8 protein-coding genes are annotated in these 13,302 nt (G+C 40.4%); 6 read left to right on the top strand and 2 right to left on the bottom strand.

The window, feature by feature from the left end:
* Positions 1–68 precede the first annotated feature (68 nt).
* The 4 genes from ACYQ35_RS05405 to uraA all read left to right on the top strand — a co-directional run bounded on the left by ACYQ35_RS05405 (position 69) and on the right by uraA (position 7,576).
* Positions 69–3,725, top strand: a complete 3,657-nt coding sequence (locus ACYQ35_RS05405) for an Ig-like domain-containing protein (protein ID WP_459830992.1) — start codon at positions 69–71, stop codon at positions 3,723–3,725.
* Between the two features lie 208 nt (positions 3,726–3,933).
* Positions 3,934–5,010: an L-threonine 3-dehydrogenase gene (gene tdh, locus ACYQ35_RS05400; protein WP_009460640.1), complete on the top strand. Its 1,077-nt coding sequence runs from the start codon at positions 3,934–3,936 to the stop codon at positions 5,008–5,010.
* Between the two features lie 25 nt (positions 5,011–5,035).
* Entirely contained in the window at positions 5,036–6,238 is a 1,203-nt protein-coding gene (locus tag ACYQ35_RS05395) for a glycine C-acetyltransferase (protein WP_009460642.1), read from the top strand.
* 78 nt (positions 6,239–6,316) lie between these two features.
* Positions 6,317–7,576 (top strand): uracil permease, encoded by a 1,260-nt coding sequence (gene uraA, locus ACYQ35_RS05390; protein ID WP_009460644.1) that lies wholly within the window; start codon positions 6,317–6,319, stop codon positions 7,574–7,576.
* A 55-nt stretch (positions 7,577–7,631) separates the two neighbouring features.
* On the opposite strand, the gene ACYQ35_RS05385 is transcribed toward uraA, so the two are convergent.
* Positions 7,632–9,035, bottom strand: a complete 1,404-nt coding sequence (locus ACYQ35_RS05385; RefSeq protein WP_009460645.1) for an APC family permease — start codon at positions 9,033–9,035, stop codon at positions 7,632–7,634.
* 21 nt (positions 9,036–9,056) lie between these two features.
* On the bottom strand, positions 9,057–9,710 hold the full coding sequence (locus ACYQ35_RS05380) for a TetR/AcrR family transcriptional regulator (protein WP_009460647.1): 654 nt from the start codon (positions 9,708–9,710) through the stop codon (positions 9,057–9,059).
* A 191-nt stretch (positions 9,711–9,901) separates the two neighbouring features.
* Between ACYQ35_RS05380 and ACYQ35_RS05375 the strand changes: the two genes are divergently transcribed.
* Positions 9,902–11,206, top strand: coding sequence for an MFS transporter (locus ACYQ35_RS05375; RefSeq protein ID WP_009460649.1), 1,305 nt, complete (start codon positions 9,902–9,904; stop codon positions 11,204–11,206).
* A 27-nt stretch (positions 11,207–11,233) separates the two neighbouring features.
* Positions 11,234–13,279, top strand: a complete 2,046-nt coding sequence (locus tag ACYQ35_RS05370; RefSeq protein ID WP_009460651.1) for a CocE/NonD family hydrolase — start codon at positions 11,234–11,236, stop codon at positions 13,277–13,279.
* The last annotated feature ends 23 nt before the right edge of the window (positions 13,280–13,302 follow it).

Here is a 13,302-nt window from a genome sequence, read left to right as displayed (position 1 = left end):
TGAAAGGGGTGATGCGAAAAAGAAGGTTGAAACATGTAATGCAGTGCGAAAGGAAAGGAAGAAGAAAGATGAAAAAGTTAAAACAAATGGCAGCAACAATTCTTGCGGTGTCTTTAATGATAACAATGCTTCCGGCAAATGTGTTTGCCAAGGAGGCAGTTCGTGAGAATGTAGATACAGAATGGTACAATTTCCGAAACAATCCGGAAAATAACGGGGTGACAGACAGACCTACTCCGATTGAGGCGGAGGAAACAGTACAAAAGTGGGCAGAAAAGTATGGAACAGGCTGGTCGGCAGCACCGACTCCGCCTCTGATTTTAGATGGAAAATTATATATCGGTGTTGCAAACCGGATTCTTGAAATCGACAAAGAGACAGGTAAAGAAATTCGCAGAAGTGATGAAATGATTGGAAATGTCGGGTATGCGATGAATCCTCTCACATATGCGGACGGGAAATTGTTTGTACAGGTCGGAAACGGTGCAATTCAGGCTGTTGACTATAAGACATTAAAATGTGTGTGGTATAGTGAGAAAATAGGCGGACAGACGGTTTCTCCGATCAGTTATGCGAAGATTGACGGGAAAGGTTACATCTATAGCGGTACATGGAACAGTGAAAAACGAGATGGAAGTTATATCTGTATGACAACAGATGACGAGGGAACAACGGAAGTAGAGGGGCAGACAAAAGGTGGAGGAAAAGAAAAAAAATTAACATGGCAGTTTACTCCTTCAACAGATGATCCGCAGGTAAAGAATAAAAGAGGTTTTTACTGGGCCGGTGCATACGCTACAGAAAATTATATAGCGGTAGGCTCAGATGACGGTTCTAATGAGGGTGACTATACGGCAGACGCCATATTCTATACATTAGACTCACGTACGGGAAAAATCATTGACTCCATTTCCGGAATTAAGGGTGATATCCGTACAACGACAGTGTACGACAACGGATATTTGTATTTTGCCACAAAAGGCGGGGTTCTCTACAAGACAAAAGTAGACAGCAAAGGGAAACTGAGTGAGACAAGTTCGATTGACATAGGAGCGGTAACAAATGAAAAATTAATGGCGACAGCAGCGCCGTTAGTATATGGAAATAAGATTTATATGGGAGTTTCGGGTTCGGGAGGACAGTTTGATCCTGACGCAGGACACGGATTCCGTATTATCGATAACAGAGGTCCGCTTACACAGGATTCTATCATGTATAGTCTTCCGATTGCCGGATATCCGCAGGCGGCAGCGTTAGCATCAACAGCATATGCGGACAAAGATTTTGACGGAGACGGAGAGGCAGACGGCAGAGTGTATTTGTATTTCACATACAATGCAATGCCGGGAGGAATCTATTACTGTTACGATACAAAGGATCAGACAGAAGCAAAGCCTGAACAGTACGGGGAATTATTTGTGCCGCAAAAGGAACAGCAGCAGTATTGTATCAGTACTCTTTGTGCGGACAGAGACGGAACACTATATTATAAGAATGACAGCTGCTATTTAATGGCAGTAGAAAACAATCTGGCATACTTAAAAAATGTAACGGTAAAAGGCGGAGAAAACGAAAGTATTTCATGGAATAAAGCATTTGATTCGGCAAATGCGGAATATGAGTTAAAAATTCCTGATACAATGAAAACGGCAAATATCACATTGGAAATGAATGAGGGAATGACTGCTACAATCAACGGCAGCGCATATACCGGTAAAAATGAAGTGACACTTGAAGAAGGTGACACAAAAGTACAGATTGAAGTCAGCAAAACAGAAGGAGAAAAAACATATAAAAGAACATATACATTAAACTTTGCGAGGGTAAAGGCAATCTCCACTCTTGAGAGTATGAAGGTAGGAAATTCAAACTCCTTCACCGGATTTTTGCAGATGACACCTGAATTCACATCAGAAGTAACGGATTATAAAGTGGATACAACAAGACAGGAAAGTTTTTGGAGAGTGTGGTTAAAACCGACAGATGTAAACTCAAAAATAACCGTAACTCCTGTAGAAAATGTAGACAGAATAACAACATCAAATGGGAATACTTCAACTCAGGGGCATGACAGATGGAATGTGTATAAGAAAGATCAGACAAAAACGGCTAAGATTAGAGTCGACGTGTTGTCTGAAAACGGAAAGAAAACGACAAGTTATAATCTGACTTTAGAAGTTCCTGTAAAAGTAACCGGAATTGCGCTTGATAAACAGGAAGCGGAACTGGATATGACAGAGAAATTACAGTTGAATGCAAAAATCATGCCGGAAAATGCAACGATTCAGACGGTTAAATGGTATTCGTCTGATGAAGAGACAGCAACTGTAGACGAAAAAGGTCTTGTAACACCGAAAAAAGCAGGAAATGCAGAGATTACGGTTATATCTGATGATGGAGCGAGCATAACGGACAAATGTCATGTTACGATTACGGATAAGGCAAAAGAAGTAGACGATTTAATTGATGCAATCGGAACGGTTACTTTGGAAAGCAAGGCTAAAATTGATATTGCCAGAGATGCTTATAACACTTTGACTGCTGAGCAAAAAGAGAGAGTAACGAAGTTAAACGTATTAGAAGAGTCAGAAAAAGAATATGACCGTTTAAAAGGAGAGGCCGATAAAGAAGAAGCAGACAAGGCTGCTGCAAAGGCGGTAGACGATTTGATTGAAAAAATCGGGGAAGTTACAATTGACAGTGGAAAACAGATTCAGCAGGCAAGGGAAGCGTTTGAAAAACTGACTCCTGAGCAGAAAGAAAAAGTAGAAAAGGAAGAAATCCTCAAAGTAGCAGAAGAAAAATATGCCGAATTATTGTTGGTCGAAGAAAAAGAAAATGCAAAGAATCTTTTAGACAACTACAAAAATTTAACGGAATACAGACAGGAACAGCAGGAAGAATTAAAAAGAATTATCCGTGAAGGAAAAACGCAGATAGAAAATGCGACGGATAAAGACGGTATAGACAAGGTCGTAAAAGCGGCAAAAGAAAAAATGGACGCCGTAAAAACCGATGCGGAACTGACAGCCCAAGAAAATATGGAGAAAGCGGCAGAGTATGTGGAAAAGCAAATTGCCAATATAGGAGAAGTTCGTTTTACTTCAAAATCAAGAGATGCGATTTTATTTGCAAGAGTTTCTTATGACAAATTAGAAAAAACGGCACAGGAAAAAGTAGATAATTACAGTGTTCTGTCAGCTGCGGAAGCAAAATGGAAAGAATTGGAATCAAATGCAAAAGTAATCACTTTAGTTGATGAAAAGAGCAAAATAGCAGTCAGCGGAAAATTCATGGAAGATTTTGAACTCCATGTAGAGAAAGCGGATAAAGAAGCGGAAGCTGTTCTGCAAAAAGAATTTGTATCATTGGGTGATAAACTTGAAAATCTTTTTGTTCCGTATACAATTTCGTATGAAGGCGGATATGTGGGAGAAATCACAGTGAAAATTCCTGTTGATGCAGTTTACAACGGAAGAAATGTGATTGTAAAACAATTGTGTGGGGACAACTCCATAGTATCTTATGAGACAACTGTCAAAGAAAACAGTGTGTCAGTGAAAACAAACACATTGGGAACATTTATGGCAGGTGTTGAAAAAGTGAAAAATCTAAATGGAAGTGCGCCTAAGACGGCAGACACTTCAGACATGATACTCTGGATTGGAATTTGTGTGCTCAGTATGGTTACATTGGCGGTGCGCAGACGTTTAAAACACAACTAATTATTTGTAAAGAAAGTAACTCTTAACAGGGGTTACTTTCTTTTTGTCTGTCCTACAAATACATTTGCTTATGTCCGTGAAACAAATACGGTTTTGGAAAAATGTTCGCCTGTAGCGGATAGAATTTGCTTGATATTTTCGTAAAAATGGGATATGATATTTTTAAAGAAACGGGAAAAATTACCTGAAAGAATAGGAGAAGAAAACGATGAATGATAACAAAATGTGGGCATTGGTAAAAGAAGAAGCAGCGCCGGGATTAGCCCTTAAGAGAGTTCCGATTCCGGAAGTAGGCACAAACGATGTGAAAATTAAAATTCACAAAACAGCAATCTGTGGAACAGACGTGCATATTTATCAGTGGAATGAATGGGCACAACACACAATTGCAGTTGGACAGACAGCAGGTCACGAATATGTAGGTGAGATTGTAGAGATGGGTTCAGGCGTGCGCGGATATAAAATAGGAGACCTTGTATCAGGAGAAGGCCACATTGTATGCGGTAAATGCCGTAACTGTCTGGAAGGCCATAAAGAAAACTGTAAAGATGCAAAAGGTGTAGGGGTAAACCGAGACGGTGCTTTCGCAGAATATCTTGTTATTCCAGCAGAGAACGTATGGCCTACGAACCCTGCAATTCCGGAAGAAATGTATGCGATTTTTGATCCATTTGGAAATGCGACACACACAGCGCTTTCTTATGAAGTATTAGGGGAAGACGTATTGATTACAGGTGCCGGTCCGATTGGTATTATGGCAGCGGCCATCGCAAAATTTGCGGGGGCAAGACACGTTGTTGTCACGGACTTTAATCAGTATCGTTTGGATCTTGCAAAGAAACTGGGAGCGACAAGAACAGTTAACCTTGCAAATGAAAAACTGGAAGATGTGATGAAAGAAATCGGAATGACGGAAGGTTTTGACGTAGGTATGGAAATGTCAGGAGCGGCTGCAGGATTCCGTGATATGATTGAAAACATGAAACATGGCGGTAAAATCGCAGTTCTCGGTTTACAGAGACCGGACGCACAGATTAACTGGGAGACAGTTATCTGGAACGGATTGAACATTCGCGGTATTTACGGACGTAAAGTATGGGACACATGGTATAAGATGACAACAATGCTTCAGGCAGGACTTGACATTTCAGATATTATTACACACAGAATGAACATCAAAGATTACAAAGCAGGATTTGATGCAATGATCTCAGGACAGTCAGGAAAAGTTATCCTGAACTGGGAAGAGTTAGACAAATTAGAACCACAATCACAGGAAGTTTAAAATAAGAGAGAAAGGATTGATAGAAATGGCACGTAAAAATGATATTTTAAGTATCTACACAAAAGAAGTGGAAGATATTAAGGCAGCAGGATTATTTAAAGGTGAAGCACCGATTGCCTCTGCACAGGGCGCAAGAGTAAAATTGGAAGACGGCAGAGAAGTTATCAATATGTGTGCGAACAACTACTTAGGTTTGGGAGACAACCAGAGATTAATTGATGCGGCAAAGAGAACTTATGATGAAAGAGGATACGGAGTTGCATCTGTACGTTTTATTTGCGGAACACAGGACATTCACAAACAGTTGGAAAAGAAAATCTCTGATTTCTTAGGAATGGACGATACAATTCTTTACTCTTCATGTTTTGATGCAAACGGCGGGTTGTTTGAAACAATTTTGACTGCAGACGATGCGGTTATCAGCGATGAGTTAAACCATGCTTCAATTATTGACGGTGTCCGCTTATGTAAAGCAAAACGTTTCCGTTACAAAAACAATGATATGGAAGATTTGGAAGCAAAATTAAAAGAAGCAGATGAAGCAGGTGCAAGAATTAAACTGATTGCAACAGACGGTGTATTTTCTATGGACGGAATTATCTGTAACTTAAAAGGAGTTTGTGATCTGGCTGATAAATACAACGCTTTAGTTATGGTAGATGACAGCCATGCCGTTGGATTTGTGGGAGCACACGGACGCGGAACCGCAGAACACTGTGGAGTGGAAGGCCGTGTAGATATTATTACGGGTACTTTAGGAAAAGCGCTCGGCGGAGCGTCAGGCGGATACACATCTGCCCGCAAGGAAATCGTTGATTTACTTCGTCAGAGAAGCCGTCCGTACTTATTCTCTAACTCACTGGCTCCGGCGATTGCAGGTGCAAGTATCGAATTGTTCGATATGTTAAGTGAAAGCACAGAACTTAGAGACCATTTGGAAGAGACAACTGCTTACTACCGTAAATTGCTTGTAGATAACGGATTTGACATTATTATGGGAACACACCCATGTGTACCTGTTATGTTATACGATGAAGTGACGGCAGCAGAATTTGCAAAACGTATGATGGAGAAAGGGGTTTATGTAGTGGCATTCTCTTATCCTGTTGTTCCAAAAGGAAAAGCAAGAATTCGTACACAGGTTTGTGCAAGTCACACAAAAGAAGATATTGATTTCATTGTAAAATGCTTTATTGAAGTAAGACAAGAAATGGGATTAAATAAATAGCAATTTTGAAAAAGAAGAGTGGAAAATCTGCTCTTCTTTTGTTATACTGTTGAGAAAAAGTGAAAGAGAGGAAAGTGAATGGAAAAAAGAAAAATCATTCAGGTAGAAGAAAAAGTACCGTTTAAGTTATTGGTGCCTCTTAGCATTCAGCATATGTTTGCGATGTTTGGAGCATCTGTACTCGTGCCGTTTGTGTTTGGAATCAATCCGGCGATTGTGTTATTTATGAATGGGGTGGGAACTCTTTTGTTTATTTTGATTACAAAAGGGAAAGCACCTGCGTATTTAGGTTCAAGTTTTGCGTTCCTTGCACCGGCGGGAGTTGTCATCAGTAAATTTGGCTACGAATACGCTCTGGGAGGATTTGTGGCAGTTGGATTTTGTGGCTGTATATTAGCGTTTATAATTTACAAATTCGGTTCAGACTGGATAGACATTGTTCTCCCTCCGGCGGCTATGGGACCGGTTGTTGCTCTGATTGGTTTGGAGTTAGCGGGAACTGCCGCAAATAATGCGGGACTGCTGGATAAACACATCAAGCCGGAAAATGCCATTGTATTTTTAGTTACGTTAGGAATGGCTGTTTTCGGGTCGGTTGTATTTAAAGGATTTTTGTCGGTTATCCCGATTTTAATTGCGGTAATCGCCGGATATATTTCTGCCATTGCCTGCGGCATCGTTGATTTTACGGCAGTATCAAAGGCGTCCTTGTTTGCTATGCCGAATTTTTCGTCACCGAAATTTAATTTGGAAGCGATTCTGATTATTCTTCCGGTTATTCTTGTTATTACATCAGAGCATATCGGGCATCAGATTGTAACGGGGAAAATTGTGGGAAGAAATCTGTTAAAAGATCCGGGATTACACCGTTCATTATTTGGAGATAATTTTTCTACGATGTTGTCAGGATTTATAGGCTCTGTTCCTACAACAACTTATGGGGAAAATATCGGAGTTATGGCGGTAACAAGAGTATACAGTGTGTATGTTATTGCGGGAGCGGCAGTTCTTTCCATTGTCTGTTCGTTCATCGGAAAACTGACCGTTTTAATCCAGACAATTCCGGGAGCGGTAATCGGAGGAATTTCTTTCCTGCTGTACGGTATGATAGGCACATCGGGAATCAGAATTTTAGTTGATTCAAAAGTAGATTATGGAAAATCAAGAAATTTAGCGTTGACATCAGTTATTTTCGTGACGGGACTGTCAGGAATTACAGTGAAATTTGGAAATGTAGAATTGAAAGGAATGGTATTAGCCTGTGTAGTTGGAATGGCTTTGAGTTTGATTTTTTACATATTGGATAAATTTCATTTAACAAATGATGCAGAAGAGTAGAATAGACAGAGGAGGCGGTTCGCGTAGAGCCGCCTCCTCTGCTATATAAAAGATTTTACAGTTTGTTTTGTAATTTTGAACGTCTCCAAATATAAAGCCCTGAAAGGATAACCAATAGCCCTCCGCCAATCATTTCAATCTCATAAACGATATTGTCTTTTACCGTATCCATTACCGGATATGCAGAGCAGATGATGGCGATAATACAGATAACCAGTTCAAAAATGGCAATGCCCACGGCAAGTTTTTTGTTTTTGGTCATCACATAAGTATCTTTGTCAACAGTTTTCTGTCTCTTTTTGATTTTGATGTAAGCGAGAAACAGAAGTACATATGGGAACAAAGAAGTCAATGCCGTCATTGTTACCAATACATTGTAAATCGTATCCACACCGGGTAAAAGTGAAGTGGCTGCGAGAAGAACGGTGACGATGATTGCCTGTAAATATACTGCTTTCACAGGGATACCGTGTTCGTTTGCCTCTGTCAGTTTCTCGGGAAACAGACCTTTCTCCACACTTCCAAAAAGCATTTTAATCGGCGAAGCGATGTAAAGAACTAAAGCACCGATAATGGAGAGAGAGATTCCTGCTGCCAGAAGTTGGATAAATACAGTGGGAATACCAAGTAACTCACAACCTCTTGAAAGTGAATCTAAAATACCTGTAGAGGAACTGATCTCTTCAGGAGAAAGTAGCATACTGATGGAAATGGAACCGAGAATATAAAGGACACAAACAACTGCGGCGGATACGATAATCGCCCTCGGGAAATTCTTTTTCGGCTGATCCATTTCCGTAATAAAGTTTGCCGTAATTTCAGCACCTGTGTAGGCAAAGATAATACCTGAAATGGCGACAAGTGAATCCGGATTCAGTTTCGGCATCAGAGTCGAAACGGTATAAGTCGATGCACTCGGTGCTTTATCCAAAAGGACAATGGCAATAAAAGCCATGGAAATCAATAAAATTGTCGGAATGGTCGAACCGAAAGATCCTATGCTGGTGAAAAATTTTCCGAAGGACATTCCCTTTGTGCTGATCCACGACAAAATCCAAAAAAGAGCAACCGATAATACGAGCACCAAAATCTTATTCTCTGATAAACTTGGTTCTCCAAGCATATAGGCGAAATTTACCGCAAAAAATGTGAGGAATGAGGCATACCAGAAAATTTTGGCAGTCCAGTTCAGCCACGATACCATAAAGGCATATTTTGTTCCAAATGCTTCGCGTACCCAAGTATAAAGCCCTCCATCGGACTGGTAAGTGGAAGCAAGTTCCGCACACATAAAAGCCTGCGGGATAAAGAAAAGTACCATGAAAACCGCCCATGACGGAATGGCGCCTAAGCCAAGTCCGAAACTGGCAGAGGTGGATTTGGCAATCCAGCGGATACCATAAAGGGCAGAAATATTCATAAATACAAGTTCTTTAAAACTGATTTTTGATTTAGTCATCTTAAAACCCCCCTTTTGTATTTAAGATTTTAATGTAGACAACAGATAAGTAATGTAACGCATCATTTTCTGTTGGCAAATCTGATGAGAATATTCTTCTTTGTTGGAAACTCGATATTCTAATAAAAGATGATAGGCAGAAATCATCAGTTCATTTGTAATATCCAAATTTTCTTCTGAAACAGTAGGATCAGAATATATTTTAGTTAAGATGGCTTTATTTCGATTGTATAAATTAAAGTCCGTTAAAATCGAATGCCATTCGTTGGCGTCATCAACTTTCTCTTCTGAAAACAGTTCATAATAACTGTTGCATATGGCAGCGAGCGAATCGCTGTGCTTGTTAAAGAAGATCTGTAAAAACGCATCAGGATATGTAAAGGAAATATCCGAAAATTCTTCCCATGTCAGCAGAAGAACATCGTACCAGTCTTTTCCTGCGAAGGACTCCTGAATAATCTTCTGATTATAAGATGTCAGATGATTTAAAGAAGCGTACAAAAGTAACTGATCCAAATCCTGAAAATAATTGTATAAAGTGGCACTGTTAAAACCTGCAATCTCAGCCACTTTACGGATAGTGACGGCTTCCATGCCTTCTTTCTGAATAATTAACTGGGTAGCCTCTATAAAATATTTTAAAACTCTCTGATGGTGTCGTTCTCTGTTTGCCATATTTTTCCCTCCTTTTTTCATAGTTGTAATTATATCTTTTTTTTGAAATAAGTGCAATTATATTTGATTTTTTTGATAAAATCATCATAATGTACAAAAAACTTAATCGTGATTAGTATATAATCACGATTGACAAAATAAAGACGAATGATATAATCGTGATTAGAAATAAAGATTGAGAGGTACATACAGTGAAAGAAAAGACAGGTATTAAGAAGAATTTTTTTATGATTTGTCTGCTGGCGTTTGCAGGAACGATTATTTACGGACTTCCGTATTTCCGTTCATATTACTATGATACTTATCAGAACCTGTATCATTTGACAAACACCCAGATGGGGCTTCTTGGAAGTGCATACGGAATGCTGGGCGTTTTCTCCTATATGTTCGGAGGAGTTTTGGCAGACAGATTCAAAGCGAAGAAGTTGTTGATTTTGTCAATGATCGCAACGGGACTCGGAGGATTTCTCCACTTGTTTGTGACAGATTTCAGAGCATTGATGGCTATTTATGCATTATGGGGATTTACTTCCCTTTTGACATTCTGGCCGGCGCTTATGAAGATTGTAAGAACGCAGGGAAACGAAGATGAACAAAGCCGCGCCTATGGAATTTTTGAGGGAGGCCGCGGTGTGTTCAATGCACTTCAGTTGGCGATTGCAACAGCAATTTTTGGTTTCTTCCAGGCGAAGATGATGCCGGAACTGGGGATTAAATGGATTGTTATTTTTTATTCGGCAGCGCCGATTCTCTGTGGAATTATTTTCATTTTTGTTTTGAAAGAACCGGGTGAAACGAAAGTGAAAGAGAAGGCGTCAGAGCCGGAGAAAGAAGAGCCGAAAGAGAAATTTTCATGGAGCAATATCGGACTTGTATTGAAGATGCCGGCTGTGTGGCTCACTATATTGATGATGTTCTGCAGTTACACATTTAATATGTCCATTTATTATTTTACACCATATGCCAGCAACGTACTGAAGACAACAGCGGTAGTGGCAGCGGTATTGACTGTACTTCAGCAGTATTGCCGTCCGTTCGCATCACCGATTGGCGGATTTTTGGCGGATAAGATTGGAAGAGGTCAGGTTATGGCAGGCGGATTTCTTCTGATGGGAGTGGGAACGCTCGTCCTTATACTTTCAAGCGGAGCAGGCGGAGCGCAGATGGTTTTTGTTGTGGCAGCATGTATTATTGTTTATGTGGGAATGTATTCTAACTTTGGAATTTACTTTTCACTTCTTACGGAAGGCGGAGTTCCGTTAAAAGTTTCAGGTCTTGCAATCGGTATCGCATCAACATTGGGATACCTTCCGGAAGTAATCGCACCGATTGTGGCAGGAAATATTTTAGATACGTTTGCCGGAGCGAAAGGATACCACATTTATTTTGGAATTATGATTGCAATGGCAGTGATTGGATTTATCGCAAGTATTGTTTGGGCAAATACTTACGGAAAACGTTATAAAGAGCAAATGAAAAAACAAAAAAATAAATAAATTACTTTAAAAGTAGGAGGTATAAACATGAGCGTAGAAGTAAAAGAAAAGAAAGTATTGAAAAAAGAAGATTTTCCATACGACTGGACAGTTGAGGAAAATCACTGGATTCCGTTATCAGACGGAACAAAATTATCAAGCCGTATATGGTATCCAAAGACAGATGAACCTGTACCGGCAGTTTTAGAATATATCCCGTATCGTAAAAGAGACGGAATGAGAGGAAGAGATGAACCGATGCACGGTTTCTTCGCAGGAAACGGATATGTAGTTGTCCGTGTAGATATGCGTGGAACAGGAGAGTCGGACGGCTTATTAAAAGACGAGTACTTAAAACAGGAACAGGACGATGCGTTGGAGGTTATCGACTGGATTAGTAAACAGCCGTGGTGTGACGGAAATGTAGGTATGATGGGTAAATCATGGGGAGGATTTAACTCTCTTCAGGTAGCAGCGAGAAGACCACCGGCACTTCGTGCAGTTATCTGTGTAGGATTTACAGATGACAGATATAATCAGGATATTCACTATAAAGGAGGCTGTCTGTTAAACGACAACTTCTGGTGGGGAGCAATCATGCTCGCTTATCAGTGCCGTGCAATCGATTGTGAAATCAAACCGGAAACATGGAGAGAAGAATGGCTGGAACGTTTAGAAGATATGCCATTGTGGGCGGAGAACTGGTTACAACATCAGACGAGAGACGAATACTGGAAACACGGTTCTGTTTGTGAAGATTACGCAGATATTCAGGTTCCTGTATTCGCAATTGACGGCTGGTCAGATTCTTACACAAACACCGTATTAACATTGATGAACGGTTTGGACGTTCCTAGAAAAGCGGTTATCGGACCTTGGGCTCATGTATTTGCGCATGACGGTTATCCGGCTCCTGCAATGAACTTCTTAGGGGAAGCGACAAAATGGTGGGATAAATGGTTAAAAGGAAAAGACAATGACACGCTGGACGGACCTATGGTAGACGTATGGGTAGAGGACAGTATGCTTCCTGAAGCAATTCACGACGTAAGTGAAGGAAGATGGGTAGGATTAGAAAATTGGCCTTCAAAAGATGTGAATGATAAAGTATTCTCATTGACATATGGTAAACTGACGGAAGAGGAAAATACTAAAGAAGAGGTTGTTGATTTATGCACACCGTTAAATCACGGACTTCTTGCGGGAGAATGGATGGGAGCAGGTGTTCCGGGAGAAAATGCGTGTGATCAGCAGTTAGATGACGGATTATCAATGGTATTTGATTCGGACGTACTGGAAGAAGACTTTGATATTGTCGGATATCCGAAAGTGGAAGTGGAACTGACAAGCGATAAGGCAAATGCGATGTTATTTGCACAGTTGTCAGATGTACACCCTAACGGACAGGTGACAAGAGTATCTTACGGTGTAATGAACTTAACTCACTTGCAGGGACACGATAAAGTTGTTCCGTTAGTGCCGGGTGAAAAAGTAAAAGCATTTGTCGGCTTGGACGTATGCGGACATAAATTCCCGAAAGGACACCGTGTTCGTATTTCACTGGCGACATCACACTGGCCGATGTTCTGGGTAATGCCTGAGATTGCAACATTGAAATTAGACCTTTCAACAGCGAAGGTGACACTTCCGATCTTTACGGGACAGGATAGTGAAGGACCGGATATGAATCCGATGTGTGCACCGCTTACACCGATGACAACATTGTCAGAAGGACATGTGGACAGAAGCGTTTCCTATGATATTTTGAAAGATACATGGACTTGTATTACAGACGGAGTAGGAGGCGTATTCGGAGAAGGCGTATATCGTTTCGACGATATCGGAACAGTTGTGGAACATAACCTGAAACGAGAACTGACACTTTCAAATAAAGATCCGTTATCAGCGAAATACACGATTTATCAGAAGATGAAAAACGGCAGAGACGGCTGGTTAATGGATACGGATATTGTTGTTACACAGACAGCGGACGAAGAATATTTCTACCTGACAGGTTACATGACAGCGAAGATGAATGACGAGGAAGTATTCCATAGAGATTACGATAGAAAAGTAAAGAGAAACGGTTTATAAAATCAAAAGGGGCTGTTGCAAAA

The sequence above is a fragment of the Faecalimonas hominis genome, from assembly GCF_054660755.1.
This window is presented reverse-complemented; position numbering and strand designations above follow the sequence as displayed.